Origin of the sequence: Ensifer sp. ENS02, assembly GCF_014851885.1 — a bacterium.
In the GTDB taxonomy this organism is placed as follows: Bacteria; Pseudomonadota; Alphaproteobacteria; order Rhizobiales; family Rhizobiaceae; genus Ensifer; species Ensifer adhaerens.
Genome location: NZ_JACVAO010000001.1, coordinates 718,894 through 745,483 on the forward strand (window position 1 = coordinate 718,894; position 26,590 = coordinate 745,483).

Below are 26,590 nucleotides of genomic sequence, written 5' to 3' on the forward strand. Positions count from 1 at the left end.
CGATCGGCGGGGTGGCGCCGCAATAAACCTTGCAGGGTGGCCATTCCAGGGACGTTTGCTTGAGGCTTGGGAGAGCCTCCGGCCGATGGCCCATCGGTGTTTCCACCAAGAAAAACCGCCGCGCGGGCCTGCTTCCCATAAGAATAATCAGGGGTGCGCAATGTCTTTCATCGATCGCTTGCTGCAACGGCTGCGTATCGTCACCAAGGTGCTGCTTTTCGTGGTTCCGCTCGTGGCGCTTATCGCCGGCATTGGTCTCATCGGCTTCTTCACTGCCCGCACGCTCAACGGCCATATGACCGTGACGCGGGAAACCATCAACAATCTCTCGGATTTCCAGGCGCTGCGCGGCGCGCTGCAGGCTTTTGCTGATGCGCCGAGCGAGGAGACGCGCACGGCACTGTCGGCCCAGATCGACGAACAGGAAAGCGGCGTGAAGACGCTCGACGGCCTGTTGACCCGTGCCGAGGACAAGGCGGAAATCGCTTCGGTGCTTACGCTTGGTCAAGCCATGCGCAGCCAGACGGACAAGCTCTGGGCGACCAAGCTCGAGCGCGACCAGGTAACAGCGTCACTCGACAAGGCGCTTGCCGACATGACCGAACAGGGCAATGGCGCCTACAAGCAGATCGACATCATCCGCAAGGAATCGGGTGAGAAGGAAGCTTTTGCCAAGGCGTTGCTGTTCGATGCCGCCGCCTATCAGGCCCTTGCGGAGCGCATCAAGAAATTCCGCCTGCCGGTAACCATGGCCGTCAACCCCGACGCCAAGATCGACCAGGCGAACAAGCTTCTGCCGCATCTCATGAAGCAGATCGAAGAGGCGGAAAAGATCGCCTCGGAAAAGGTGCAGGCGCCGATTGCCGAACTGAAGGATCAGGCAACGAAGGTGCAGGCGACCCTTGCCGGCGGCGATGACAACGAGGCGAAGAAGAACGCGCTGGTGCCGATCCTCAGCAAGTTCTCGAAATACGAAGCGGACTTTGCCAAGGAGGCCGCAAAGAATTCCGACACGGCCGCCAAGCGCTTCGTCGGCATGGATGCCGAGATCTCGCAGCTGAAGACCCTGATCGCGCTGATGGGCGACACCTTCAAGGGCCTCGACAGCACGCGGCTGCACATCAGCGAACTGCATCGCAAGCTCGATGCCGCCGGCCGCGAGCCGGTCATGGCCGACATCCTGGCGGTTCGCGAAACCTCAGCCAAGCTCGGCGAACTCGGCGGCAAGAACGCTGCCCTTCGCGACCTTCCGGGTAAGCTCGGCCCGTCGCTCGACAACATCGACAAGGACACCGCTGCATTGATCGACGTCGGCGGCCGCTGGCAAACGGCAAAGAGCGAAGCGGCGACGATGGTCGCAGCCGCCAGCACGACGCTCGAAAGCTTCGTCAGCAGCGCCCAGGAGGCCGGCAAGGTCGACAGCCAGCGTTCGGCCGACGTTTCGATCGTGGCGATGATCGCCGGCACGCTGCTCGCCATCATCGGTGGCCTGATGCTGGTCGAGACGCTGCGCGGTCCGCTGAAGCGCGTGACCGAAACGATGACGCGGCTTGCCAACGGTGACCTCGACGTTGCCATCGAAGGCCGCAACCGCGGCGACGAGATCGGCGACATGGTGCGCTCGGTTGCCGTCTTCCGCGACAATGCGGTCGAGAATGTCCGGCTTGGTCGTGAGGCCGAGGCCGCGCGCGCGCTTTCTGCAGAAGAGGAAACGCGCCGGGCTGCTGAGCGCGCCCGCATCGAGGCCGAGCAGATGCAGGCGCTGAACGCGCTCTCCGACGTGCTCGCAGCACTTGCCGATGGCGATCTCGAAGAGGGCATGTCCGAGGATCTGCCCGCCGATTACGTGATCATGGCCCGCACCTACAACAATGCGGTCGAGGCGCTGCGGGCGACGCTTGCCGACGTGCGCGTTGTCACCGGCGAGATCACCGGCGGCACCGGCAATCTCGCCGCGTCGGCTGACGATCTGGCGCGCCGGACCGAGCAGCAGGCGGCAGCCCTCGAGGAAAGCTCGCGGGCCCTGCGTCAATTGACCGATATCGTCCGCGCGACGGCCGAAAGCGCCCGCAAGACAACGGTTTCGGTCGGTGAAACCAACTCCTACGCCAAGCATTCCGGCGAAGTGGTCGCCAAGGCGATCGATGCCATGGCCGAGATCAACCGCTCCTCGGAGAAGATCAGCACGATCATCGGCGTCATCGACGAGATCGCGTTCCAAACGAACCTGCTTGCGCTCAACGCCGGCGTCGAGGCGGCGCGGGCAGGCGAGGCGGGCCGCGGCTTTGCGGTGGTGGCGCAGGAGGTGCGCGAACTCGCCCAGCGCTGTGCCGGGGCTGCCCGCGAGATCAAGGGGCTGATTTCCGAAAGCTCGGCACAGGTGAGGAGCGGCGTCGCTCTCGTCCAGGAAACCGGCGACGCGCTGACAGTGATCAACAGCCACATCGGCACGATCCACGACCTCGTCAGCAACATCGAGGCTTCGGCCGCCGACCAGTACACCGGTCTCAACGAGGTGAACTCGGCGGTGCATCAGGTCGAGATGATCACCCAGCAGAACGCCGCGATGGTCGAGGAAAACACCGCCGAGATCCATGGCCTGCGCCGGCAGGTGGAAGCGCTCAACGACAAGATCGAACGCTTCCGTACCGGGACGGACGGTATCGGCGCCCGCGGACAGGGGCATCGAAGCTACGCGGCTTGAGTGTCCGGGCGGGCGGCTTGGGCACCCGCTGACCAACCCTCTCCCCGCAGGCGGGGCGAGGGAACGTGCCGGACGGTCAAGCGCGCCCATACAGGCGCTATCCACTTACACGCGGAATACGTGGGGACACGAAGGTGTGCCCCACATTCCCTTCTCCCCACCTGCGCGGAGAAGGTGCCGGCAGGCGGTTGAGGGGCCGCCTGTCGGTTGTTCTTCCAAATTGGTATCCCGATGAAAGATCAGCCGCCGGTGACGCTCATGTGGCGGGCAACCGCCGGGCGGTTGTGCTCGCGGTCGATGATGAAGTCGTGGCCCTTCGGCTTGCGGCCGATCGCCTCGTCGATCACCTGGCTGAGATAGGCATCGTCTTCGGAAGCGCGCAGCGCTGTACGCAGGTCGGCCGCGTCGTTCTGGCCGAGGCACATATAGAGCGTGCCGGTGCAGGTGAGACGGACGCGGTTGCAGCTCTCGCAGAAATTATGCGTCATCGGCGTGATCAGGCCGAGCCTTCCGCCGGTTTCCGCCACTTCGAGGTAACGGGCAGGGCCGCCGGTGCGATAGGGAATCTCCGAGAAGGTGAACTGCTCTTCCAGTTGCCGGCGCATTTCCGACAGCGGCATGTAGTGGTCGGTCCGGTCTTCTTCGATCTCGCCCATCGGCATGGTCTCGATCAAGGTCAGGTCCATGCCGCGACCATGGGCCCAGCGCATGAGATCGGGAATCTCTGCGTCGTTGAAGCCTTTCAACGCAACGGCATTGATCTTGATCTTCAGGCCGGCCGCCTGGGCTGCGTCGATGCCTTCCAGGACCTTGGAGAGATCGCCCCAGCGGGTGATCTGATGAAACTTTGCCGGGTCGAGCGTGTCGAGCGAGACGTTGATGCGCTTGACGCCGCAGTCTGCAAGCTCGGCGGCATATTTCGCAAGCTGCGAGCCGTTGGTCGTCAGCGTCAGTTCGTCGAGCCGGCCGGCCTCGATCTCGCTACCGAGTTCGCGCACCAGAAACATGATGTTCTTGCGCACCAGCGGCTCGCCGCCGGTGAGCCTGAGCTTGCGGACACCCTTCTCGATGAAGGCGGAACAGAGACGCTGCAATTCTTCAAGCGTCAGCAGATCCTTCTTCGGCAGGAAGGTCATGTGCTCGGCCATGCAATAGGTGCAGCGGAAATCGCAGCGGTCGGTAACGGACACGCGCAGATAGGTGATCGCCCGGCCGAAGGGGTCGATCATCGGGGCTGTCTTCTGCTCCAGCGGCAGAGCGCCAGATCTGTCTATCGTTGCTGTGTTCAAGCGTCTTTCTCCCAGCCCCTTCAATGTCGTCGTCGAAGATCGTCGCGTCAAGGCGCATACTGTCGCAAAGTGTTGATCGGAAGAGACGGGTAATTCTCGCGCGCCGATTTCTGCGCTAGTGCATTGTTGTCCTTCAGAGCAATGCCGCATCGGGGGACGCAGATTACGGCGAATGGCCGGCATCCGGTTTGTCGTACGCGAAAGGAAGCAGCGAAATGAGCGAAGTCTGGCCGACGGAATTGCGGGTGTCGAAGGATCGCCACCGGCTTGTGGTGACGTTCAACGACGGAGCCTCCTTCGATCTCTCGGCCGAGATGCTGCGGGTGCTTTCGCCGTCGGCCGAAGTGCAGGGCCATGGTCCCGGTCAGCGGGTGACCGTGCCCGGCAAGCGCAACGTGCAGATCATTTCGGTGCAGCCGACCGGCAACTATGCGGTGCGCATCGGCTTTGACGACTTCCACGACACCGGCATCTTCACCTGGAACTACCTGCGCGAACTCGGCGAAAAGGGTGCGGAACTGTTTGCCGGCTACGAGCAGGAGCTCGTGGAGAAGGGCATGTCACGGGACAAGGCCGAGAAGCCTCGCTGACGACGACCGTGCGCCCGCGTGTGGTTTCAGGGGCGCTACGGCCGCGTGGCGCCCACCTCAGGCCAATTCGCCTTCCTCCCGCAAGAGCAGGCCGATCAGCCGCTCCATGGAGCGGGTGACCACCAGGCAGTCATCGATCGACTCATCGTCGAGCAATCTTTCGATCAGCGCCGTGTGGATCTCCATCGCGGCCTCCGTCAGCGTGCGGCCCTCGGGCGTCAGCGATAGCCTGAGCACCCGTTTGTCCTTCTCGTCACCGCGACGCAGGATCAGGCCGCGTTTTTCCAGATGCGGCAGCAGCATGCTCATGTTGGAGCGGCCGACCAGGAGCTTGCGCGCCAGTTCCTGCTGCGAGATGCCGTCGAACCGGTAGAGATTGATCAGGATGTCGAGATGCGGGGGCTTGATATCGAGATGGGCGATCTCGCGGGTTACCGTCTGCTGCATCAATTGGCAGGCACGGGCAACCGCGATCCAGCTGCGGAAGCGAGGGTGGTCCCAGGGAAAATGATGTTCTGTGGTCACTTGATTTTTGTTCATCGTTGTACAATTATGTTCAGCATTGAACATTTTTAGAGATTCTCACTATGGCATCCTTTGCGATCAAGGTCATCCGCAACGCGCTGAAAGGCGTCGACGCGTTTTCACCCGAGGCGGCCGGGCGGCTCGCTTTCAGGCTGTTCACCCTCACGCCCGGCAGAAGGCCGAAGAATGCCAAGGAAAGGGCGGCGCTTGCGGCTGCAGCTCCGGTGATCGCCAGGGGGCAGCCGGTGACGCTCTCCTATGCCGGCGGCTGGGTGCTGGCGCGCAAGTTCGCCGCACCGCGCGAGGCTGCCAACACCAAGCGCATTCTCCTCGTGCACGGCTGGGGATCGCGCAGCGACTATCTGGCGGCGATGATCGACGGCCTGGTCAAGGGCGGCGCCGAGGTGGTGACGCTCGATTGGCCAGGGCACGGCGCTTCGCCGGGGCGCACGCTGACGATGCCGGCGGCGGTTCGAGCGATCGACGCGGCCTGGCGGCATTTCGGCAATTTCGACGTCTGTGTCGGCCATTCCTTCGGCGGCGGCAGCCTGGCCTGTGCGGCCGGCGGCATCGTCTGCGACGTGCACAGCCATATGCCGAGAAAGCTGGTGCTGATCGGCGCGCCGAGCGAGATGACCTGGCTTTTCAAAGGGTTCGGAAAAATCCTTCGCCTGTCGCCAAAGGCGCAGGCGGCTTTCGAAGGCGTGGTCGAGCGTCTGTCCGGACGGCGCCTTGATGATTTCGATGCCGCGCGGGTGATCCAGGCGCGTGCCGTGCCGACGCTCATCATCCATGCGGAAGACGACAAGGAAGTCTCCGCCGACCATGCGCGCCGTTATGCGGCGGCCGGGCCGAATGTCGAGATGCACTGGGCAAACGGTTTTGGCCACAGGCGCATTGTTTCGGCCGCACCGGTGATTGCGCGAATCAACGCCTTCATACACGCGGAAGATCAAAAAGCCGCCGCCTGACTATTTTTCGTTGACGTCGTCATCAGTCTGTCATGCTATCGGCCGAAGGGTCACTGGCCCGGGATTCGGCGCGCAGATCAGCGCCCTGATCGTTCCCCGGGGAACTCTGGCAGCATTGGAGGACGGTATGTCGATCATCGCCTCGGTCGAGGAACTCAACGCGCTCTACGGCGGCGTCAGCGAAGCATCGGTGGCCAAGGTCACCAAGACGCTGACGGCTGAATACCGGCTGATGATCGAGGCATCGCCTTTCTGCGCGCTCGCGACCGTCGGTCCGGAGGGCCTGGATTGCTCGCCGCGCGGGGACGATGATTGCGTCGTGCGGATCGCCGACGACAGGACCGTGCTGATTCCGGACTGGCGCGGCAACAACCGCGTCGATTCGCTCGCCAATATCGTGCGCGATCCGCGCGTGGCGCTGATGTTCCTGATCCCCGGCTCGAACACGACGATGCGAATCAACGGCACGGCGGTCCTCAGTGTCGATCCTGGCTTGACGGAAAGCTTCGAGGTCGACGGCAAACATCCGCGCAGCGTTATCGTCGTGACGATCGGTGAGGTCTATTTCCAATGCGCCCGCGCCGTCATGCGCGCCCAGCTCTGGAACCCAGACCGCTTCCTCGATCCGGAATCGCTGCCGACGCCTGGCACGCTTCTGAAGGCCGCCAAGGCGGATTTCGACCGTGACACCTATGACCGCGAATGGGCGGAGCGCGCCGCCAAGACCATGTGGTAGGCTGCGTCCCGGCTGATCGGCACGATTGGCCAAGCACAGAGGCTGGAGGCGAGGGTGCTGCGGCAAGCTATGACAGGTGCACTCCTGCTCGCTCTCCTAATCGGCAAGGCGTCTGCCACCGAGCCGTTGCTGTCGGAGAAGCTCAGGCTGCTGGCAGCCCGCTACCCTGATGCCATCGAGCGCATCGAGAATAATGCCCTGGTCCTCAGGGATGGCGGACCGCCGATCGTCATCGACGACGGCCGAGCGAAAAGCCATGCCGAGAAACTCGCGGCAGGAGACGTCGAGGACAGCCTGTCGCAGATCTATCCGCTCGGCGCCTGTGCGACGCCACCGGCGGTCGATTTCGACCCGGGGCGCATCCGCAGCGATGCGCTGCTGAAACGGCTCTATGGCGGCAGCGCTGCAGCCGTCCGGCGGGATCTCGTGAGCGTGGACTGGTTCGGCGAGCGGCTGCAAGTGACGAGGAAGCACGGGATGGCGGCGGCGCTGAAGGCTGTTATTGCGGACCTTTCGCGGCAAGCCGAACTCAAGCGCTATCTCAGCCCGAGTGCCGGTACCTTCAACTGGCGGCCGATTGCCGGCGCTGCGACGCTGTCGGTCCACAGCTTCGGTGCGGCCATCGATATCAACACGCGCTTTGCCGACTATTGGCGTTGGGCCGGAAAGGCCAGGGGCGGCTATCGCAACCGCTATCCGCTGGACATCGTCCAAGCCTTCGAGAAACACGGCTTCATCTGGGGCGGCCGCTGGTATCACTTCGACACGATGCACTTCGAGTACCGGCCGGAGATCATCGCAATCGCTCGCGCCGCAGGCGCCGATTCCTGCCGCCGGTAACGCATTTGAGCGGAAAGCGGGCTCGTTGCCCATGAAACGCAAAAGGCGCCCGTGAAGGCGCCCGTTGTCGGTTTCATTTCAGGTAGGCACTGCGGTCTCAGCGGCGGTAGATCAGCCAGTTGCGGCCGGATTCCTTGCGCATGCCGTCTTCGAAGAGAACCGTCTTGTTGCGGCCGGCGTTCTTGGCCGAGTAGAGCGCGATGTCGGCCTTGTTGTAGAGGTCGACCGGGTCTTCGGCGGCCGTCGCCATGCAGACGCCGACGGACAGCGTGATCGGGCCGTAATTGACGCCGGTCTTGGAGTTGCGGAAGGGCGTTGCGGCCAGCACGGTGCGGATGCGGTCGGCGATCTGGAGGCATTCTTCCTGGCTGCTGTCGCCGAGGATGATGGCGAACTCCTCGCCGCCGGTGCGCGCGACGAAGGCTTCGCGGCGCAGGTTGGCACGCAGTACGCCGCCGACGGTCGCAAGGATCTTGTCGCCGACCGGATGGCCGAAGGTGTCGTTGACCTTCTTGAAATGGTCGATGTCGGCAACGAGCAGGCCGGTGAAGTTTCGCAGGTGCTCGTTGTTGTAGACGGCCGCCAGATTGTCGTCGAAGGCACGGCGGTTGGCGAGCCGCGTCAGCGAGTCGGTGTTGGCGATACGCTTGTACTCGTCGAGTTCCTGCCGAATGACCTCCATCTCGAAGGACTTCTGCACGACAGTCTCGACGCGTTCCTTGCCCTGGCTCATCGTCTCGGCCGTGGCGTCGGTCAGGATGCCGATTGCGTTGCGCAGGATATCGGCGCTCGACGCGCTCTTGCTGACGATGTTGACATAGGCCTCGTCGAGAACCTTGTTGTAGTTCTCGAGCGCATATTGCTCGTCGCGCAACAGGGTGACGAGTTCGGCAAGCTTGGCCGCAAGCGTGGTGTGGGCGCGTTCGATGCCGGTGGAGCGATGGATGTGGCTGAAGTACTGCGCGCCGATTGCATCCAGTTCTTCCTGGGTCGCGCGGCTGCCGAGCGCTGCCAGCTCCTTCGACAATTGCGGGTTGGAGCCGAGATAGGCTTCGTAATAGAGCTCGTAGTTGCGGGGGATGGGCGCCACGCCCATCATGCGCATCGCATGGGTTACCTGCGCTGCGATATCGGGCGTCTGAGCCTTGCCCGAGCTTGCCGTTTGCATCTGCAAACCCCCTAATATGAAACGCTGCTTATCGGTCATTATTTTTAGGGGCAAATGATTTGCGAAGTCTTAATATTTGCCGCCGTCGCGCCGCCGCATCATGACCGATCACGGCAGATTTTGCCGATCGACAGTGCGTTCGCGACATCAAAGCCACGGCGCCTTGGAGGCGCCGTGGTGTATCAAAATGGATCAGGCCGGGCTGATCATTGTTTCCGGACGAACGACCGCGTCGAACTCTTCGTTCGTCACATAGCCGCCGCCGACTGCTTCTTCGCGCAGCGTCGTGCCGTTCTTGTGGGCGGTCTTGGCGATCTTGGCGGCGTTGTCGTAGCCGATCTTCGGAGCAAGCGCCGTCACCAGCATCAGCGAGCGGTCGAGTGCCGCCTTGATGTTGTCTTCGCGTGCCTCGATGCCGACGACGCAATTGTCGGTGAAGGATACGGCCGCATCGGCCAGCAGCTGTACCGACTGCAGGAAGTTGTAGGCCATCAGCGGGTTAAAGACGTTGAGCTCGAAATGGCCCTGGCTGCCGGCGAAGGTGAGTGCGGCGTGGTTGCCGAACACCTGGACGCAGACCTGGGTCAGGGCTTCGCACTGGGTCGGGTTGACCTTGCCGGGCATGATCGACGAGCCAGGCTCGTTTTCGGGCAGCGACAGTTCGCCAAGACCCGAGCGCGGGCCGGAGCCGAGGAAGCGGATGTCGTTGGCGATCTTGAAGAGGGCGGCGGCTGTCGCATTGATCGCGCCATGGCTGAAGACCATGGAATCATGGGCGGCGAGCGCTTCGAACTTGTTCGGCGCCGAGGTAAACGCGATCCCGGTGATCTTGGCGATCTCTTCAGCGACCTTTTCGGCAAAGCCGACAGGCGCATTGAGGCCGGTACCGACGGCCGTGCCGCCCTGGGCGAGTTCGCAAAGGCCCGGCAGCGTCATTTCGATGCGCTTGATCGAGGAGGCGACCTGCGCCGCGTAGCCGGAGAACTCCTGGCCGAGCGTCAGCGGCGTCGCGTCCTGGGTGTGGGTGCGGCCGATCTTGATGATGTGGTCGAACGCCTTGACCTTGGCTTCGAGCGCCTTGTGCAGGTGCTTCAGCGCCGGCAGCAGGTCATGGATGACGCGCTCGGCGCAGGCGATGTGCATGGCCGTCGGATAGGTGTCGTTCGACGACTGGCTCATGTTGACGTGGTCGTTCGGATGCACCGGCTTCTTCGAGCCCATGACGCCGCCGAGCAGTTCGATGGCGCGGTTCGAGATCACCTCGTTGGCGTTCATGTTCGACTGCGTGCCGGAGCCGGTCTGCCAGACGACGAGCGGGAAATGGTCGTTGAGCTTGCCGTCGATCACTTCCTGGGAAGCCTTGACGATGGCGTCGGCGACGGTCGAATCCAGCCGGCCGAGCGCCTGGTTGGTGCGGGCGGCCGCCTGCTTGACGATGCCGAGCGCCCGGACGATCGAGGCCGGCTGTTTTTCCCAGCCGATCTTGAAGTTGCCGAGCGAACGCTGGGCCTGGGCGCCCCAATAGCGGTCGTTTGCCACTTCGATGGGGCCGAACGTATCTGTTTCCGTGCGCGTCGATGTCATCGTGATACCTGCCTTGATCATGCGGTTCATCAAGCCTGGGCGAGGGGCCGTGTGGCCGATCTCTCCAGGGTGCCGGGCCTCTCTCTGCCTCGACGGCTGGAGCTTGTAAAGGGGCGGTCCATGGCTGGCCATGCTACAATCGTTTGAAACCCCTTGGGCGTGGCGGGTGCATGCCGCGTCACCGTGATTCGGTCCTTGCCGGGCGTTTGGCGGCGTTGTGATGTTTCGGTCACAGACGCCATCTTCTTTTCCAGCGCCGATCGCCGGCCGCCGCCCGTGCCAACGCGCGCACCGAAATAAAATCCAGTGGGATCAAATTTTTATCGCTCGCTGAACGTCCTGCAAATGAGGCGTTGGGGAGATTCTAAACGGAGGTTCGAGGACGATCGTTATCGGCGCGTTTCCTTTTCATTCACCATCCTTTTCTATAACTTTTAGCGCACGAGGGCGTGGCGAGAATCTGGCTTCAGCCGAATTCGGCGACAACGCGATACGGGGACGTAGTTTCATATGAGAGTTCTTAAGACGGCAGCGATCGTGGCGCTCATGAGCGGCTGTGCGATCGCGACCATGGACGCGCGGCCGGCTTCGGCCTTCACGTTCGGCGATTTCATTCGGGCAGGCAGAAAAAAGCCCGAGGCGCAGCAGGTGCAACCGACCCAGCCGCTCCCCGGCGTCGGCACGATGGCTGACCCGCAGCAGGCGGCCAAGCCGCTGCCGAAGATCACCGGCCCGAAATACTATACCTACAAGGCGGAGCCGCTGCGTCGGATCGCAACCGACAAGCTGCTCGATCCCTTGGTCACCGGCTCCGTGCGCAACGACGCGCTGCCGCCGGTGCTGCGCATGCCGCTGGCTGACGCGCGGCAGTTCCTTCCCGGCATCAATGTGCGCGCCTCGGGTGACGTCGCAAAGGCGGTCGAAGCCCATTACGGCGCCCGTATGGATTACATCTGGATTGGCGCCGAAGGCGTCAACGCCAAGGCGAAGGCGGCGGTTGCCGTTCTTGCCGACGCCGCCAAGGTCGGCCTCGATCCGCAGGATTATGCCGTCAGCGTGCCCTCCGACACGTTCGATCGCGGCGACATGATCGCCCGCGAGAAAGAGCTTGTGCAGTTCGAGATCGCGCTTTCGGCAGCGACGCTCAGCTACGTGCAGGACACGGTGCGCGGTCGCATCGACCCGAACAAGATCTCCGGCTACCACGACTTCAAGCGCAAGACGGTGGATCTGCTGCCGCTTCTCGACAAGATGTCGGCAAGCAGCGACATGACCGCGCTTCTCAATGAGCAGAACCCGAAGAGCGCGCAATTTGCCGCTCTTTCTGCCGAACTGGTGAAGCTGCGCTCCGAGCAGAGCGTCGAGCAGCGCGTCGAAATCGCGCCCGGCACGCTGCTGAAGCCGGGTCAGAGCAATCCCGAGCTCGCCAACGTCATCGCAGGTATCCGCCTCAAGGGCTCGGAGAAGCTGAAGGCCGATCATGCCACGGTTCTTGCCGCCTACCAGGGCACGCCGGAATACACGCCGGAGCTGGTTGCTGTGGTGGAGGCCTTCCAGCAGGAGCACGGGCTCAAGGCCGACGGTGTCGTCGGCCAGGCGTCGCTTCGCATCCTGACGGGCGGCGACACGGTCGCCTCCAAGATCAACAAGCTCGAAATCGCCATGGAGCAGGCGCGCTGGCTGCCGGATGGTCTCGGCGACCGCTACGTCTTCATCAACCAGCCGGCCTTTACCGCCACCTACGCCGACAAGGGCGCCGAGCAGTTCTCCATGCGCGTCGTCGTCGGGTCCAAGGCGAACCAGACCTACTTCTTCCAGGACGAGATCCAGACGGTCGAGGTCAACCCCTACTGGGGCGTGCCGCAGTCGATCATCGTTAACGAGATGCTGCCGAAGCTCAGGAGCGACCCGAACTATCTCGACCGGATGGGCTACCAGGTCGAGGTCGGCGGTCGCCCGGTCCCGTCCGCATCGGTCAACTGGAACGGCTCGACCGCATCGGTTGCCGTGCGTCAGCCGCCGAGCAGCGACAATGCGCTTGGCGAGTTGAAGATCCTGTTCCCCAACAGTCACGCGATCTACATGCACGACACGCCGTCGAAGAGCTTCTTCAAGCGTGACAATCGCGCGCTCAGCCATGGCTGCGTGCGGCTTGCCGATCCGCGCCTGATGGCGGCGGCCGTGCTCGGCACCAGCGTCGACGATGTCGGCAAGGAGATCGCCGGCGGCCGCAACAAGGCGCTGCAGGTTCCGGTGAAGGTTCCCGTCTACGTCGCCTACTTCACGGCTTGGCCGAACAAGGACGGCGTGGTCGAGTACTTCAACGACGTCTATGAGCGCGACATGTATATGAACCGGGCCTTCGAGGCGACGCGCGGCGCACGCCGGGCGGAAGGATAAGCAAGAAAAAGGCCGCTTCGAGCGGCCTTTTTCTTGTCTGCTATTTGGAAAACAGGCCCGAGACCAGATCCGGGGTCAGTTCGTCGAAGTGGCTGATGACAACGGTGGGGTCGAGGCTTTCGACCGGAACATCGGAATAGCCGAAGGGAACGGCGATCGAGGGTACCTGAGCATTGCGGGCGACGAGGAAGTCGTTGAGGCTGTCGCCGACCATCACGGCGCGGGTCGCCAGGCCCCCGGCATTGGACACCGTGCGCAGCAGGTGGGCAGCATCCGGTTTGCGCACTTCGAAGGTATCGCCGCCCGATATCGCGGCGAAGCGCTCGATCAGGCCGAGCCGTTCGAGCAGACGCGTGGCGAGCTTTTCCGGCTTGTTGGTGCAGACCGCGAGCTTGAAGCCGGCGCCGGATAGGCGGTCGAGCGCGTCGACCAGCCCCGGATAGGGCCGCGAATCGCCCGGCATCGAGCCGTGGTAGAAATCGACGAATTCCTTCAGCTGCCATTCCAGCATGTCTTCGGCGAGCGGCTTTTGCCGCATCGCAAAGGTGCGCTCGATCATGGCGCGGGCACCGTGGCCGACGAGATGGGTGAGGTCGCCGTAGGTGACCGGCTCGACGCCGGCCTGGGTAACCGCATGGTTGAGGCTGGCGACCAGGTCTGGCGCCGTGTCGACGAGCGTTCCGTCGAGATCGAAGACGACAATGGGAGAAGACAGGAGAAAACCTCTTGGCGCTGAAAACCGTTGTTGATCGGGTAGGCGAACTCATCGGCGATTGCAATGGCAAGCGACGCCGGCAAGCACACGGAATCCTGAGTGCCGATTTCATTTTGACTTTTGTTTGCGTCGTCGGGCGTGTAAGTGTCACAGCGGAAAACGGGCGGCCGTTCGCTGATTGCGGCCTGCTGCCCGTGCGAATCACAAGGGAGCGACCGGCGCATGGACGCCCGCGAAATGAAGATCAAAGCCGCGGCCGCGGCGCTGGAATATGTCGAAGACGGCATGCGTCTCGGCATCGGCACGGGTTCCACGGCCGAGGAGTTTGTGCGGCTCCTGGCCGAGAAGGTTGCAGCGGGCTTTCGCATCGAAGGCGTTCCCACCTCGGAGCGCACGGCGCGGCTCTGCCTCGAACTCGGTGTTTCGCTGAAGTCGCTCGACGAGCTGCCCGAACTGGACCTGACGATCGATGGCGCCGACGAGGTCGATGGTCAGCTGCGTCTGATTAAGGGCGGCGGCGGCGCGCTGCTGCGCGAAAAGATCGTTGCGGCTGCGTCCAAGCGCATGATCGTGATTGCCGACGAGACGAAAGTGGTCGACGTTCTCGGCGCCTTCAAGCTTCCGATCGAGGTCAATCCTTTCGGTCAGGTGGCAACCCGGATCGCGATCGAAAAGGTTGCCTCGCGCCTCGGACTTTCCGGCGATATCACTGTCCGCCAGTCCCATGACGGCGCCTTCCTGACGGACGGTGGGCACCTCATTCTCGATGCATCTTTTGGCCGTATTCCTGATGCAGATGCGCTCGCCGGGGAGCTGAATGCCATTCCCGGCGTCGTCGAGCACGGGCTTTTCATCGGCATCGCTTCGCTGGCAATCATTGCCGGGCCGCAAGGGGCACGCACGCTGACTGCGTCGTGAGCCGGCTTCGCTGCCCCGTCGGGGGCAGGAGCGGTGAAGACAACAGGTTTCCATACATGCGGGCCTGGCGGCGGCAATCGCCCGGGCAGCATGCGACAAACACAGGAGCAAGGGTAAAAATGAACAAACTCGCAGGTCTTGTCCGCACTTTCGCTGCCACCACGGTTCTGCTGTCCGCGTCCGTTCCGGCGGTTAAGGCCCAGGACGTCTCCGAAGACCAGATCAAGGCGGCGCGCGCGACGATCGCCGCTCTCGGCGTAACCAACAGCTTCGACAACATTCTGCCGAACCTTGCCGAGCGCCTGAAGAACACGCTGATCCAGGCATCGCCGAACCATCAGGAACTGATCACCGCGACCGTCGACGACAAGGCGCTGAGCCTTGCTGCCCGCCGCGCCGATCTCGAGAACGAAGCCGCGACGATCTACGCCAAGACCTTTTCGCTCGAAGAGCTGAACGCGATCACCGAGTTCTACAACTCGGCCGCCGGCAAGAAGCTCCTGAACGACGGCCCGATCGCATCCCGCGAACTCCTGAAGGCCGCCGACATCTGGGCATCGGGCGTATCGCGCGACCTGACCCAGGAAGCGACCAAGTCGCTCGACGAGAAGGTCGGCTCCACCCAGCCGGCAGCAGCCGAAGGTGCAGTTCAGGCGCCGGCACAATAAGCTGCGGCGCCGAGCGCCTTCATCACGTTTCGAGGAGCCCGGAGCGATCCGGGCTTTTCTTTTGCCCGGAGGCTCCACTATATGTGCCTGCGACGCGGCCATCGGCTGCGCCCGGTTGCGTGTCGGCCCAGGATCGTTCGGCGCGCTTTTCAGATCGCCATTTCGGCCCGCTTGCTTTCAGGAGACTGCCCATGCCCGCTTTCGACTATGACCTTTTCGTAATCGGCGGCGGTTCGGGCGGCGTGCGCAGCGGGCGCCTGGCGGCAAGCCTCGGCAAGAAGGTCGCGATCGCGGAAGAGTTTCGCTATGGCGGCACCTGCGTTATCCGCGGCTGCGTGCCGAAGAAGCTTTATGTCTACGCGTCGCAGTTTTCCGAGCACTTCGAAGATGCAGCGGGCTTCGGCTGGACGGTCGGCGAAAGCACGTTCGACTGGAAGAAGCTGGTCGCCGCCAAGGAGCAGGAAATCACCCGGCTCGAAGGGCTCTACCAGAAGGGCCTCAACAATGCGGGCGCCGAAATCCTGCATACGCGCGCCGAGCTCGTCGGCCCGAACACGGTTCGCCTGCTCGACAGCGGCAAGACGGTAACGGCCGAACGCATCGTCATTGCCGTCGGAGGTCATCCGACCCCGCATGACGCGCTGCCCGGCCACGAGCACTGCATTTCCTCCAACGAAGCCTTCGACCTTGCGGAACTGCCGAAGTCGATCCTGATCGCCGGCGGCGGCTACATCGCCGTCGAGTTCGCCAATGTCTTCGACGGCCTCGGCGTCGAGACGACGCTGATCTATCGCGGCAAGGAAGTTCTCTCGCGGTTCGACCATGACCTGCGCCGCGGGCTGCACGTCGCGATGGAGGAGAAGGGCATCCGCATCCTTTGCGAGGACATCATCCAGTCCGTCACGCTCGACGCCGACGGCAAGCGCGTCGCGCACACGATGAAGCACGGCGACATCGTCGTCGACCAGGTCATGCTGGCGCTCGGGCGTGTGCCGAACACCAGAGGTCTCGGCCTGGAGGCCGCCGGCGTCAAGACGGACGAGCGCGGCGCCATCATCGTCGACGCCTTCTCGCGCACCAGCGCGCCCGGCATCTATGCGCTTGGCGATGTGACGGACCGCGTTCAGCTGACGCCGGTCGCGATCCATGAGGCGATGTGCTTCATCGAGACCGAGTACAAGAACAATCCGGTGTCGCCGGACCACGACTTGATCGCGACTGCCGTCTTCTCGCAGCCGGAAATCGGTACTGTCGGTCTGACCGAAGAGGAAGCGGCACGCCGGTTCGACGAACTCGAAGTCTACCGCGCCGAGTTCAGGCCGATGAAGGCGACCCTTTCGGGCCGCAAGGAAAAGATGATCATGAAGCTGATCGTCAATGCCGCCGACCGCAAGGTGCTCGGCGCTCACATCCTTGGCCATGACGCTGGCGAAATGGCGCAGCTGCTCGGTATTTCGCTGAAGGCCGGCTGCACCAAGGACGATTTCGATCGGACGATGGCGGTGCACCCGACGGCGGCGGAAGAGCTGGTAACGATGTATTCGCCGTCCTATCGCATCCGCAAGGGCGAGCGGGTCTGAGCCGCCTCAGGCGGAAGCTCCTGCAAACCGCGCCTCCTCGCGTTTGAAAAGATCAGCGAGGCGATCGATGACCGTCCGGACTTCCGGACGGCGCCGGTCGTCGTCGTTTGCCGCGATCCACAACGGATGCGTCAGGCCCTCGATCAATTCGCCTTCGCGCTTCAGGAATGGATCACCTTCGCCGACGAAGGCGGGCAGGACGCCGCGGCCGGCGCCATTGCGGATCAGCCGCACGAGAAGGGCGGCACTGTCGGTCCACGTATGGATCTGCTGCTCGCGGTTTTCAAAGACCCCATTTTTCAGCCGGCGAGCTGGCAACTTCGGTGCCAATCGATATCCAGGGAAAGTCCTCGCGCTCCGGCATGTTGCCGGCGCGATAGACGGCATAGGCGATGTTCACCGAGCGGCGCACTGCCACGTTGCCGGAGCGGGGCTGTTCGTACAGGACGGCCACATCGGCCTCTCTGAAGGTCAAGTCGAGGCCGCGATGCGCATGCTTGCAGCAGAAGCGAAAACTGTCGCCAGCGGCGCGGATATCGGTTGAATGATCGGCGACGAAACCTGCGACCCAGGCGTCGCTTGCGACTGACACGATCGGCAGGGCGAAGGCGTCGCGGTGCCAGTCGGAGATATTTGCGGCGGCATTCCGCATGGCACGGACATGTTCGAGGAGGATCTGGCCATCGTGGGCGAGGCGATAGCCTTGCTGACTGCGGATGAAGAGTGCCCTGCCGGTCGCTCGCTCGAGCGCGAGCATGCGGCGGCCGATGGTCGGCGCGCTCAACCCCGTTCGCGTGGCAGCCCCGCTCAAGCCACCCTCGGTCGCAACGTGATAAAAGAGTTTCAAATCGTCCCAGGCTGCCTCGGCCATAAGCACTCCATGGCGGTCATTGTCTCGTAGTAGCGCGGGTCGTCCGCCCTGACTTCCGTTCGCGGATGAAAGACGTCTTTCAACGGTGCGCCTACAACGCTGCCGGCGAAGACATTAGGTCTCCGATTGTCTCAAGGCAAAGGAGGCGAGACCATGTTTGAACATTGGGCGGTCATGTGGACGGTTCTGCAGCGTGAACGTCGCCGCGGGTCACGCAACGGCTTGGATGATCCGCTCGACGGACCGGAGTGGCGTGGCCTGCACTGGGTGCTGCCGGCCTTCTCTTTTCTGCTTAACCGGCGCAGATCGGACGCGCGCTTGACGCGTTCCGATGCGCCACTCACCGAACGCACAGGCGCGCGCTGGGACGTGAGGGCCAGCCATTGCCGGCCGCAAGCCGCCGGGCACGATCGCTGAACAATCTGTCGCCTATCTTGGCGGCGGCTGTAGCATCAGGGATGCCACTATCCCATTGAAACTGCGCATCGTTCTTTCGATATAGGGAGTAAGACTTTCGGGATCGTGCGCTCCGCGGAAATATCGTTGCGCCCCGGGCGCCCTGCAAAGCAATGAATTCTGGTAGGATGGCTTTCCAAGCGTTTCCTTAACGTCTATAAGCCCGCATTCCGCGGCGTTTCCGGCTGGGCGGGCACGAGGCTTGGCCAAGTGACCGGGGCAGGGCGAGCGGATGTTGAGTGAAATTTCAGAATACCGGGCGGCCGCCATTGGCCGTCAGGGCGTGACCCGCGCGGTTGGATCCGCGGCAGACAACAGGTGATCGAAATGGCACAGACTTGGACTCCAAACAGCTGGCGGCAGAAACCCATCCAGCAGGTGCCGGAATATCCGGACCTGGCAGCGCTTGAGGCGACCGAAGCGCGCCTCGCGAAGTATCCGCCGCTGGTGTTTGCGGGCGAAGCCCGTCGTCTGAAGAGTGCCCTCGCCAATGTCGCCGAAGGCCGCGGCTTCCTGCTGCAGGGCGGCGACTGCGCCGAGAGCTTTGCCGAGCACGGCGCTGACACGATCCGCGACTTTTTCCGCGCCTTCCTGCAGATGGCCGTCGTTCTGACGTTCGGCGCGCAGCAGCCGGTGGTCAAGGTCGGCCGTATCGCCGGCCAGTTCGCCAAGCCCCGTTCCTCGGGTATCGAGAAGCAGGGTGACGTGACGCTTCCGTCCTACCGCGGTGACATCATCAACGGCATCGAGTTCACCGAGGAAGCGCGCATTCCGAACCCGGAACGCCAGATCATGGCTTACCGCCAGTCGGCTGCGACGCTGAACCTTCTGCGCGCGTTTGCGATGGGCGGCTATGCCAACCTCGACAACGTGCACCAGTGGATGCTCGGCTTCGTCAAGGACAGCCCGCAGGCGGAACGCTACCGCAAGCTTGCGGACCGCATCTCCGAGACCATGGACTTCATGAAGGCGATCGGCATCACCTCGGAAAACCACCCGAGCCTGCGCGAGACCGATTTCTTCACCAGCCACGAGGCGCTGCTGCTCGGCTACGAGCAGGCGTTGACGCGCGTCGACTCTACCTCGGGCGACTGGTACGCCACGTCCGGCCACATGATCTGGATCGGCGACCGTACCCGCCAGCCCGATCATGCGCATATCGAATACTGCCGCGGCATCAAGAACCCGCTCGGCCTCAAGTGCGGTCCGTCGCTGACGGCCGATGGCCTGCTGGAGCTGATCGACCTTCTGAACCCGGCCAACGAAGCCGGCCGCCTGACGCTCATCTGCCGTTTCGGCCATGACAAGGTGGCCGAGCATCTGCCGCGCCTCATCCGTGCGGTCGAGCGCGAAGGCAAGAAGGTGGTCTGGTCCTGCGACCCGATGCACGGCAACACGATTACGCTCAACAACTACAAGACCCGTCCGTTCGAGCGGATCCTGTCGGAAGTGGAGAGCTTCTTCCAGATCCACCGCGCCGAGGGTTCGCACCCGGGCGGCATCCATATCGAGATGACCGGCAACGACGTGACGGAATGCACCGGCGGTGCGCGTGCGCTTTCGGGCGACGATCTCGCCGACCGTTACCACACCCATTGCGATCCGCGCCTCAACGCGGACCAGGCGCTGGAACTCGCCTTCCTGCTCGCCGAACGCATGAAGGGCGGCCGCGACGAGAAGAAGATGGTCGTCAACGGCTGATCTAAATCTCTGGCATTGTTCAGGTTTTCTGAACGTCGCTTGGATGCTTTGAATTTGACAATGCCGGGCCGGCTCTGGAAGCTGGCCCGGCATTTTCGTGTCTGGAGCAGGGCGCGGCGCGGGCTGTCGCTTGCGGCGGCACGCTCCATGGCAGGATCGTGGGGTCATGAACCTGGGGAGGGGCAATGCAGGACATTCATCACGGGGGCTGCCTTTGTGGCACCATTCGCTTCAAAGCGCGCGGCGAGCTGCGCGAGCTGATCTTCTGCCACTGCAGCCAATGCCGGAAGCAGACCGGGCTCTATTACGCCGCCACCAACGTGCAGGACCAGGACTTCGAGCTGAAGGGCGCGGAAAACGTAACCTGGTACAGGGCCAGTGACAGGGCCAGCCGGGGCTTTTGCCGGCAATGCGGGTCAGCGCTGTTCTGGAAGGCGGACGGTTCGGATTACACGTCGATCCTCGCGGGCGCCTTTGACAAGCCGACGGTGCTGAAGCCGGGCTACCATATCTTCTGCGAAGATCAGGGCGATTTCTACGAGATCAAGGACGACCTGCCGAAATTCGCAGCCGGCCGCGTCTGAGGTTCAGGCCGGCGGGCTTGCCGCCTGTCGCTCGGCCTGCTCGAAGCCGTTGGCAAGGCCGGCAAGCTTAACTGCCTGCCATTGGCAATATTCCTCGATCAGCCGCTCACTCAACCAGAACAGGCCGCGCTGCCCCTCATCGGCTCTTCCAAGCAAGCCGAGATCCTGGGCCCGCGTGAAGATCCGCCGGATATGGGTGTTCGAGATCATGTAATGCGTGGCGAGATCCGAGAGGTTCGCCTCCAGCCAGACTTTGCCGTCCACAGGCTCAAGGTTCTTCGGCCGCGCCATGAGATCGTCAAGCAGGAGGCCACCGCACTCGGTCCAGACGAAAGCCGCGACACCTTCCGGCGGCTGGGTCCACCGGCGATCCGAAAGCAGCAGGCGGGCGGCGACCGGCTGAGCCCGCTCGAAAACCGTGCGGTCGGCTTCGACGCGGGCGACACGGCCTTGGCCGTCGAAGCGATCGAGCGTTCCCATCTGGCTCATGAACCAGCGCAGCATGGCGCCTTCGCTGATTTCCGTCGGCTCTAGCGGGCGGATCTTCTTGCGACCCCGGCCGCCCTCCGCGTCGCGCAAAAGCTTGTAGGTCAGCAGTTCGGCGATGAAGGCAGCGGCGGTATTGCGGCTGGCGCCGCCGGTCTCATGGATGAACTTGAGAAGGCGGGCGGTCGTAACCCCCGTTTCGGGATTGCCGGGCTCACGCTCGAGGTGCAGGGCGTAGACGGCCTGGCTGAGGGTCCATTTCTGGTGGGAGGCGACAAGGCGAGCGATGCGGGGAAACATGTCGTAGGCCGCCATCAGATCGCGCGCGCTCGCCTGGAGCACGTTGCGTAACTCCGGATGACAAAGAAAACCTTCCGCGGTGAAGGCGAGCGAGCCATCCCGCGCTGCGCCTTCCTGCTCTGCCATCACATGCATCTGCTGCGCACACCCCCAATGCTTGCGCGGCCCGCCAAGTGAAGGGCATTCTCGGTGCCCCGCCGGCCAGCCGCGCTCAGCTGCATTCCTTTTACTAGGGCTACCTTGTGCATAACGTGTCAGCAACCGAATTTGTTCAACGGGGCGTTGACGGTGGCCGTCGAACGCCCCGTTTGAACGGGTCTACTGCACCAGGACCGGCGACTGGCACTTGACGCCGGTGACGCGGACATCGGCCTCGCCGACCCGTACGCCGACGAGCAGCAGAAGGTTGTAGAGCAGATCGTCGACCGGCTTGGTGACGGCTCCGAGCGTTTGGGCCAATGCCTGCTGCACGATGGTCGGGCTGCCGAGCGTCAGGAACAGGACCTGTATGTTCAGGTCGAGATTGTTGAGGAGCGTTTGCGTCGTCGAGGTCAGGATGTCCTTGGTCGAGACCGTCTTGATCGACCGGGCCGCGACCTCGGACGGGCTGAAGCTCAGGCGCGTCGGCTTGAGGTTTTGCGCCTCGACATGGGCTAGCGCATCGATCTTGACCACCAGGGCGTCCACGAGCTTGGCTCTTTGTACCCGCGCGTCTGACGAGAAGTTGGACAGGACCGCCGGATCGACGTCGCCGATGGCGATTTCGGCAATGCCGGGCACCGCATCGACGCTGACCGAAGCATTTTCGGGCGTGCCGCCATAGCACCTGATGTCGGCGAGCTTGGCTTCCGCATAGGCGAGTTCGACATAGATCGGCAGGCGGATGCGAATGCCGGCAAGGGCGGCCAGGCCATCGACGTTGACTTCGACGGCAAGGCGGGTCTGGGCGGTGCGTATTGCTGCGCCGGGCGTGCCGAGGCGGTGGCTTGGCGTTTCGACGGGCGGCTCGCCGATCGCAAGCTTGACCTTGGCAGATGCGATGCCGGGAAGGCCGGCCACGGCATTGAGGGCGATCTGGTTTTCGCCGTTGGCGATGGCTGCAGCCGCCGACACGATCTGCAGCGCGCTTACGCGCATCGCCCAATCGGAGCCGGCGTCGACCTGCAGGCTCTTCTTCGGATCGAGGTTGAGGATCTGCGCCACGGTGAAGGTGCGCTTGTCGTTCGAGGTCGAAAGCTCGATGCTCTTGAGTGCGGTCGTGACCGTTCCGGACAGGCCCTGGACCAGCCGCATGGAGGCAAGCAGCTGCGGCATCGTCAGGTTTGCCTTGAGCACGTCTTCATAGGAGGCAGCCGTCAGGTTGAGCCTGGTCGCAATGATCTTCAGGAAGGGCTGGATATCGATATCGGCGTCGATGAGCGCCTGGTAATCCATGACCTTGAGCGAGATCGTCGTTCCGAGCATCTGCCCGAGGATGGAGTTGAGCAGCCCATCATTGAGGCTTGCAAGACGGGAGCCTACGGAGAAGGCCGCGATCTTCGAACTCGCCGCCGTGCCGTAGACGCTGAGGTCCGGCGGGGCGCTGAAGATCGAGGCGAGGAAGATGTCGCCCTTCCTTTCGAGCATCACCTGCACGGCGTCCGTGGGCGTGGCGTCCTTGATGAAGCGCTGGCCGGCATCGACCGACGGATCGGGGACGTAGCGCCCGCGCGTTACGGTCGCGACGCCATCAAGCTTGGCGGTGCTGATGTCACCGGGCGGCAGGGTCTTGCCGTCGATGGTCAACAAACCGTTCGGCGTCGACACGCCGTAGTTCAGGCCATTGTTGGCGAAGTGGTTGAGCACGGCCTTCTCGGCGGCGGAGACGTTGGCCGCTGCCGCGATCGCAGCGAGATCGACCGAAGACTGCATTTCACGCTTCTGGACGGTTAGGTAGCCGTAGTCGATCGCAAGGGCCATGGACGTGATCACCAACGGCATGGCCAGGGCGGCCGAGATACCGATGTTGCCGCTACGGGCTCGGGCGAGGGAGCGCATGGGTTTCCACAGCATATCAGACCCCTCCGATGCGAATGGTTGCGAAGCGCTCGATCTGTTCGCTCGGCATGGCGAATGTGAACAGGTTGAAGATCGGCAGGTCGCCGGCGTCGTATTTGATCCGGACGGTGAACTGGTTTGCGTTGTTGGCGTCGTCCCTGACGGTGACGGTCATGCGCGACGACTTGATGAAGGCCTGATCCATCGTCGTGCGACGGATATAGTCGGTCGCGAGCCGTTCACGCTCGGTTTGGGAGAGGCCGGCGATGGCTGTGCGGGCGGCATCGGCAGCAATCTGCTGAATGGAATGGGCGGCACTGAGATAGACGCCATAGGCGATCAGGGTCAGCACGCACATGAAGAAGAGTGGTGCTATTATTGCAAATTCGATCGCAGCGGCCCCGTCCCGGCCGCCTATCAGGCGCTTGAAGTTGGACATTGCAGCATCTCCGCGTACCCACGTTGCTGTATTTCTTGAATGTCCCTGCACCCATAACGTGATCCTCAAATATTAATTTTTTCATACTCCGATAAGTTGTTGAATCCCCATGCATTTCGCGAATGTTGCAAAACGTGTATTCACAGTTGAATTAGTATTTATGAAAATGAGCTAGTTTTCGCCCTGTCGCGGCGGCTGCGCGCCCGCGTCCGGGCGCCGGATCCGCGCGAGAGCAGGCTTGCCTATCGCCAGCGCATCGTCCCGGTTCGGCCCGGGTCCGGTCACTCCTGTCCTGGGGGCGTGCGATAGCGTTCGAGCTGCCGGTTGAGCGTCGCCAGGTCCGCGCGCAATTCGGAGATCTCGCGCAGCAACACGTCGTCGACCTTGTGATGCAGCGCGATCAGTTCGACTTCCGACTTGAGATTGACTTCGTAATCCTTCGAGGCAGCGAAGCGGTCGCGCTCCGCCTGGCGGTTCTGCGACATCATGATGACCGGCGCCTGCAGCGCGGCGAGCATCGAAAGCATCAGGTTGAGGAAGATATAGGGGTAGGGATCGAAGGCGCCGGTGGCGAGCAGAATGGTGTTCAGCAAAACCCAGAAGACGAGAAACCCGCAAAAGCCGATGATGAAGCTCCAGGAGCCGCCGACGCGGGCGATGTTGTCTGCGAGCCTGTCGCCGAAGGAGAGCCGTGCCGTGAAGGCGGCATGTGAATCGGTGGCGAGCGTGCGTCGGTCCCGGGCATGGGTAAGAATGCGGCGCTCGATCTCCCCGAGCTCGCTGAGCGGCTTGCCGAAAAGCTGTTTCGATATGTCATTGAAGTGCGGCATGGCGATCTCCGGAGTTGGCCGGAGACAATCTAGCGCGTCAGCGCCGCAAGGAAATCAGGCGGTACGCGAAAATGCCGCAAGGACCGGAGCGGTTGCTGGCCGCTCCGGTCTTCGATCAGTGGGTTTCGACGCTGGCGAAGAGATCAGCGTGTGACTTGAAGAACCGGTCGGTCGAGAAGCGGTCGCCGAACATCATGTCGTGTTGCAGGAAGCGGTAGTCACGCAGGAGTGCCGGCACCTTCGGCTGGCGCGACCACTCGGCGACTTCCTTGCCATTCTTGCGGATCAGCATGTAGCGGTCGACAACGCGGTACTGGTCATACACCTTGCCGAGGAAGCCGGTGTAGTAGGGGTGCTCGTAACCGGACTGCTTGAGGATCTGATAGGAGAGGAAGGCCGGGCTGATGGTGCCGACGTTCTTCTTCGGGCCAGTCTTGTTCGACCAGACGACGAGCGGCGTTTCATGCTGCGCCTTCATCTGCTCCTTCGAACCTTTGCGCTCCGCCGTCACACCCTTCATGAAACCGGTGCTGGTATAGACGGTGTTAAGCGGCGGCAGATGGTCGCCAAAAAGCACGATAACCGTTTCGCGATCGCGGTTCTTGGCCCAGTCCATCAGCTTCTTCAGGCTGTCGTCAGCCTCCTTGATGCCCTGCGCGTAGGTGGCAAGCACCTGGCGGTCGGCCTCGGGCAGGTCGCCTTCGACCTTGATGGTGTTGTTGGCGTAGCGGTTGGCCTCATAGGGCCCATGGCCCTGGAGTGTGACGGCGAAGAAGAAGAACGGGTCGTCCATCGCGTCGGCCTGGCGGATGATCTCGTTGGTCAGCGAGTCGTCCGAGGCGAAGATGCCGCGCTTCTGCATCGGCGGCATGTTCTCTTCCGACTTGAACATGTCGAAACCGAAGGCCTTGTAGACGGCGGTGCGGTTCCAGAACCAACTCTGGAACGGATGGATGGCGCGCGAGACGTAGCCTTCGCCACGGAAGAAAGTGGCAAGCGACGGGATCGGATTGCGGATGTACTGCTGGTACGGGATGCTGCCATAGGGCAGGAACGCGTTGGAGAAGCCGGTCAGCGCCTCGAACTCGACGTTGGCGGTCATGCCGCCGAACTCCGGCGAGAAGACGTTGCCCGACTGCATTTCGCGGATCGTCGGCATCGGGTCAGGCGACAGCTTGACGTTCGGCAGGCGGGTCGGATCCCAGAAGGATTCGCTCATCAGCACGATGACGTCGGGCTTGCCGCGGTGCGAGGTGCCGGCGGGAAGCGGCTTCACCGGAATGCGGTCGATCGCGTCGGCCATGTAGCCGGCGGGCGCGCTGACATTGGCCATCGGCAGGTTGATCGCAAAGGCGAGCGCAAAGCCGTTGTGCTTATAGTTCTCGGTCTGGTCCCACATGATCGGGATGACCTTCAGGCGATCACGGATCCAGGAGAACTGGTTGTAATCCATGATGTTCCAGAAGGCGACGAGCAGCGGCAGCGCGAAGGCGAGGCGGGCGACACGCTCGCGGGTCGTCAGCTTCGGGAAGGTCCGCCAGGCAAAGCGCAACAGGAGGGCGATGGCGACGACGGTGGCAACCAGACCGACGGCGATGCCGACCGCCGTCCACGGACGGTCCTTCACCAGCACGGGCATCAGCTCCATGATCTGGCGGCCGAACAGGAAGTCGGTCGGATAGAGCGGATCGGACAGGAACACCTGCTTCTGCTGGCAGATGACGGCCGGAAGAAGTGCCAGCGGCGCGATCACCACGGCGGACTTGTGCTCGCGGCCGAAAATACCGTCGACAGCGAGCAGAATGAGAAAGAATATGCCGATGGTCGTCAGCGCCGGGCGCGTCGGGTCGAGGACATAGGAAAGGGTGTCGGTCAGCGACTGACGGACGATCAGTTCAACGGCGAAGACAAGGGCAGTTGCAACGAACAGGGAGAACAGGGCGCTGCGCGTGGAAGCGAGCGTCTTGGCGTGCCGTGCGGCGAAGCCGGGTCGGTCGGCATAGACACGTGAGCCTCGCGCGACAGCGGAATCGATACTGGCCAACATATTCTCCAATTTCATAAATGCGTCGTGTAACTGTCATACGCCCGTCATTTTGAACAGGGGATGAATGGTTTCTTAACGGGAATGGAGGGTGGCTTTTCGTGGCGTGAAGCCGCACGAACGGCCCAGTATAAGGATCGGGAAAAACAGAAGT

At 62.9% G+C, this 26,590-nt stretch carries 22 protein-coding genes and 1 pseudogene; 12 read left to right on the top strand and 11 right to left on the bottom strand.

What is annotated here, in order from left to right:
• The first annotated feature begins 160 nt into the window (after positions 1–160).
• Positions 161–2,704, top strand: coding sequence for a methyl-accepting chemotaxis protein (locus IB262_RS03670; RefSeq protein ID WP_112976780.1), 2,544 nt, complete (start codon positions 161–163; stop codon positions 2,702–2,704).
• 239 nt (positions 2,705–2,943) lie between these two features.
• Here IB262_RS03670 and moaA read toward each other — a convergent pair whose 3' ends face one another.
• Complete coding sequence (gene moaA, locus IB262_RS03675; RefSeq protein ID WP_112976779.1) at positions 2,944–3,993, bottom strand: GTP 3',8-cyclase MoaA; 1,050 nt, start codon at positions 3,991–3,993, stop codon at positions 2,944–2,946.
• A 215-nt stretch (positions 3,994–4,208) separates the two neighbouring features.
• On the opposite strand from moaA, the gene IB262_RS03680 reads away from it, so the two are divergent.
• Positions 4,209–4,583: a DUF971 domain-containing protein gene (locus IB262_RS03680; protein WP_034795121.1), complete on the top strand. Its 375-nt coding sequence runs from the start codon at positions 4,209–4,211 to the stop codon at positions 4,581–4,583.
• A 57-nt stretch (positions 4,584–4,640) separates the two neighbouring features.
• On the opposite strand, the gene IB262_RS03685 is transcribed toward IB262_RS03680, so the two are convergent.
• Complete coding sequence (locus IB262_RS03685; protein ID WP_034795119.1) at positions 4,641–5,123, bottom strand: MarR family transcriptional regulator; 483 nt, start codon at positions 5,121–5,123, stop codon at positions 4,641–4,643.
• A gap of 47 nt (positions 5,124–5,170) precedes the next feature.
• On the opposite strand from IB262_RS03685, the gene IB262_RS03690 reads away from it, so the two are divergent.
• The 3 genes from IB262_RS03690 (at position 5,171) to IB262_RS03700 (ending at position 7,655) form a co-directional block, all read left to right on the top strand.
• Complete coding sequence (locus IB262_RS03690; protein WP_060520681.1) at positions 5,171–6,079, top strand: alpha/beta fold hydrolase; 909 nt, start codon at positions 5,171–5,173, stop codon at positions 6,077–6,079.
• Positions 6,080–6,206: 127 nt separating this feature from the next.
• Positions 6,207–6,815, top strand: coding sequence for a pyridoxamine 5'-phosphate oxidase family protein (locus IB262_RS03695; protein ID WP_112770881.1), 609 nt, complete (start codon positions 6,207–6,209; stop codon positions 6,813–6,815).
• Between the two features lie 69 nt (positions 6,816–6,884).
• The gene (locus IB262_RS03700; protein WP_112976799.1) at positions 6,885–7,655 is read left to right on the top strand and encodes a M15 family metallopeptidase; all 771 of its coding nucleotides are present in this window, start codon (positions 6,885–6,887) and stop codon (positions 7,653–7,655) included.
• Between the two features lie 97 nt (positions 7,656–7,752).
• On the opposite strand, the gene IB262_RS03705 is transcribed toward IB262_RS03700, so the two are convergent.
• Both IB262_RS03705 and fumC read right to left on the bottom strand, forming a co-directional pair.
• Positions 7,753–8,823, bottom strand: coding sequence for a GGDEF domain-containing protein (locus IB262_RS03705; RefSeq protein WP_060585010.1), 1,071 nt, complete (start codon positions 8,821–8,823; stop codon positions 7,753–7,755).
• A 192-nt stretch (positions 8,824–9,015) separates the two neighbouring features.
• Positions 9,016–10,407, bottom strand: coding sequence for a class II fumarate hydratase (gene fumC, locus IB262_RS03710; RefSeq protein ID WP_034795294.1), 1,392 nt, complete (start codon positions 10,405–10,407; stop codon positions 9,016–9,018).
• A gap of 510 nt (positions 10,408–10,917) precedes the next feature.
• Here fumC and IB262_RS03715 point away from each other — a divergent pair.
• On the top strand, positions 10,918–12,807 hold the full coding sequence (locus IB262_RS03715) for a murein L,D-transpeptidase (RefSeq protein WP_034795105.1): 1,890 nt from the start codon (positions 10,918–10,920) through the stop codon (positions 12,805–12,807).
• 40 nt (positions 12,808–12,847) lie between these two features.
• Here the strand turns inward: IB262_RS03715 and IB262_RS03720 are convergent, their stop codons facing one another.
• Positions 12,848–13,522, bottom strand: a complete 675-nt coding sequence (locus IB262_RS03720; protein ID WP_112976778.1) for an HAD family hydrolase — start codon at positions 13,520–13,522, stop codon at positions 12,848–12,850.
• A 222-nt stretch (positions 13,523–13,744) separates the two neighbouring features.
• Between IB262_RS03720 and rpiA the strand changes: the two genes are divergently transcribed.
• The 3 genes from rpiA (at position 13,745) to gor (ending at position 16,688) form a co-directional block, all read left to right on the top strand.
• A complete protein-coding gene (rpiA, locus tag IB262_RS03725; RefSeq protein ID WP_034795102.1) occupies positions 13,745–14,440 on the top strand; it encodes a ribose-5-phosphate isomerase RpiA in 696 nt (231 codons plus the stop codon).
• Between the two features lie 119 nt (positions 14,441–14,559).
• A complete protein-coding gene (locus tag IB262_RS03730) occupies positions 14,560–15,108 on the top strand; it encodes a DUF2059 domain-containing protein (RefSeq protein ID WP_112976777.1) in 549 nt (182 codons plus the stop codon).
• Between the two features lie 191 nt (positions 15,109–15,299).
• The gene (gor, locus tag IB262_RS03735) at positions 15,300–16,688 is read left to right on the top strand and encodes a glutathione-disulfide reductase (RefSeq protein ID WP_112976776.1); all 1,389 of its coding nucleotides are present in this window, start codon (positions 15,300–15,302) and stop codon (positions 16,686–16,688) included.
• Between the two features lie 6 nt (positions 16,689–16,694).
• Here gor and IB262_RS03740 read toward each other — a convergent pair.
• Positions 16,695–17,559 (bottom strand): annotated as a pseudogene (locus IB262_RS03740) (LysR family transcriptional regulator).
• A gap of 153 nt (positions 17,560–17,712) precedes the next feature.
• Between IB262_RS03740 and IB262_RS03745 the strand changes: the two are divergent.
• The 3 genes from IB262_RS03745 to IB262_RS03755 all read left to right on the top strand — a co-directional run bounded on the left by IB262_RS03745 (position 17,713) and on the right by IB262_RS03755 (position 20,300).
• Complete coding sequence (locus IB262_RS03745) at positions 17,713–17,976, top strand: hypothetical protein (RefSeq protein WP_060585013.1); 264 nt, start codon at positions 17,713–17,715, stop codon at positions 17,974–17,976.
• A 366-nt stretch (positions 17,977–18,342) separates the two neighbouring features.
• Positions 18,343–19,716 (top strand): 3-deoxy-7-phosphoheptulonate synthase class II, encoded by a 1,374-nt coding sequence (locus IB262_RS03750; protein ID WP_034795289.1) that lies wholly within the window; start codon positions 18,343–18,345, stop codon positions 19,714–19,716.
• A 185-nt stretch (positions 19,717–19,901) separates the two neighbouring features.
• Positions 19,902–20,300 carry a GFA family protein gene (locus IB262_RS03755; RefSeq protein WP_112976775.1) on the top strand — a complete coding sequence of 133 codons (399 nt, stop codon included), beginning with the start codon at positions 19,902–19,904 and terminating at the stop codon, positions 20,298–20,300.
• 3 nt (positions 20,301–20,303) lie between these two features.
• On the opposite strand, the gene IB262_RS03760 is transcribed toward IB262_RS03755, so the two are convergent.
• The 5 genes from IB262_RS03760 to IB262_RS03780 all read right to left on the bottom strand — a co-directional run bounded on the left by IB262_RS03760 (position 20,304) and on the right by IB262_RS03780 (position 26,436).
• The gene (locus IB262_RS03760; protein ID WP_246802562.1) at positions 20,304–21,212 is read right to left on the bottom strand and encodes a hypothetical protein; all 909 of its coding nucleotides are present in this window, start codon (positions 21,210–21,212) and stop codon (positions 20,304–20,306) included.
• A gap of 192 nt (positions 21,213–21,404) precedes the next feature.
• Positions 21,405–23,138, bottom strand: a complete 1,734-nt coding sequence (locus IB262_RS03765; protein ID WP_246802563.1) for a TadG family pilus assembly protein — start codon at positions 23,136–23,138, stop codon at positions 21,405–21,407.
• 1 nt (position 23,139) lies between these two features.
• Positions 23,140–23,562 carry a TadE/TadG family type IV pilus assembly protein gene (locus IB262_RS03770; RefSeq protein ID WP_060600829.1) on the bottom strand — a complete coding sequence of 141 codons (423 nt, stop codon included), beginning with the start codon at positions 23,560–23,562 and terminating at the stop codon, positions 23,140–23,142.
• 281 nt (positions 23,563–23,843) lie between these two features.
• Positions 23,844–24,392 (bottom strand): DUF1003 domain-containing protein, encoded by a 549-nt coding sequence (locus IB262_RS03775; RefSeq protein ID WP_034795080.1) that lies wholly within the window; start codon positions 24,390–24,392, stop codon positions 23,844–23,846.
• Positions 24,393–24,507: 115 nt separating this feature from the next.
• Positions 24,508–26,436: an LTA synthase family protein gene (locus IB262_RS03780; RefSeq protein ID WP_082572785.1), complete on the bottom strand. Its 1,929-nt coding sequence runs from the start codon at positions 26,434–26,436 to the stop codon at positions 24,508–24,510.
• Between the last annotated feature and the right edge of the window lie 154 nt (positions 26,437–26,590).

Bases quoted from the DNA above. Each gene is read 5' to 3' on its own strand.
- IB262_RS03700 (WP_112976799.1), top strand. From the start codon at position 6,885: ATGACAGGTGCACTCCTGCTCGCTCTCCTAATCGGCAAGGCGTCTGCC.
- IB262_RS03760 (WP_246802562.1), bottom strand. From the start codon at position 21,212: ATGGCAGAGCAGGAAGGCGCAGCGCGGGATGGCTCGCTCGCCTTCACC.
- IB262_RS03695 (WP_112770881.1), top strand. From the start codon at position 6,207: ATGTCGATCATCGCCTCGGTCGAGGAACTCAACGCGCTCTACGGCGGC.
- IB262_RS03770 (WP_060600829.1), bottom strand. From the start codon at position 23,562: ATGTCCAACTTCAAGCGCCTGATAGGCGGCCGGGACGGGGCCGCTGCG.
- IB262_RS03715 (WP_034795105.1), top strand. From the start codon at position 10,918: ATGAGAGTTCTTAAGACGGCAGCGATCGTGGCGCTCATGAGCGGCTGT.
- IB262_RS03765 (WP_246802563.1), bottom strand. From the start codon at position 23,138: ATGCTGTGGAAACCCATGCGCTCCCTCGCCCGAGCCCGTAGCGGCAAC.
- rpiA (WP_034795102.1), top strand. From the start codon at position 13,745: ATGGACGCCCGCGAAATGAAGATCAAAGCCGCGGCCGCGGCGCTGGAA.
- IB262_RS03755 (WP_112976775.1), top strand. From the start codon at position 19,902: ATGCAGGACATTCATCACGGGGGCTGCCTTTGTGGCACCATTCGCTTC.
- IB262_RS03670 (WP_112976780.1), top strand. From the start codon at position 161: ATGTCTTTCATCGATCGCTTGCTGCAACGGCTGCGTATCGTCACCAAG.
- IB262_RS03750 (WP_034795289.1), top strand. From the start codon at position 18,343: ATGGCACAGACTTGGACTCCAAACAGCTGGCGGCAGAAACCCATCCAG.
- gor (WP_112976776.1), top strand. From the start codon at position 15,300: ATGCCCGCTTTCGACTATGACCTTTTCGTAATCGGCGGCGGTTCGGGC.
- IB262_RS03690 (WP_060520681.1), top strand. From the start codon at position 5,171: ATGGCATCCTTTGCGATCAAGGTCATCCGCAACGCGCTGAAAGGCGTC.
- IB262_RS03705 (WP_060585010.1), bottom strand. From the start codon at position 8,823: ATGCAAACGGCAAGCTCGGGCAAGGCTCAGACGCCCGATATCGCAGCG.
- IB262_RS03745 (WP_060585013.1), top strand. From the start codon at position 17,713: ATGTTTGAACATTGGGCGGTCATGTGGACGGTTCTGCAGCGTGAACGT.
- IB262_RS03685 (WP_034795119.1), bottom strand. From the start codon at position 5,123: ATGAACAAAAATCAAGTGACCACAGAACATCATTTTCCCTGGGACCAC.
- IB262_RS03775 (WP_034795080.1), bottom strand. From the start codon at position 24,392: ATGCCGCACTTCAATGACATATCGAAACAGCTTTTCGGCAAGCCGCTC.
- IB262_RS03730 (WP_112976777.1), top strand. From the start codon at position 14,560: ATGAACAAACTCGCAGGTCTTGTCCGCACTTTCGCTGCCACCACGGTT.
- fumC (WP_034795294.1), bottom strand. From the start codon at position 10,407: ATGACATCGACGCGCACGGAAACAGATACGTTCGGCCCCATCGAAGTG.
- IB262_RS03680 (WP_034795121.1), top strand. From the start codon at position 4,209: ATGAGCGAAGTCTGGCCGACGGAATTGCGGGTGTCGAAGGATCGCCAC.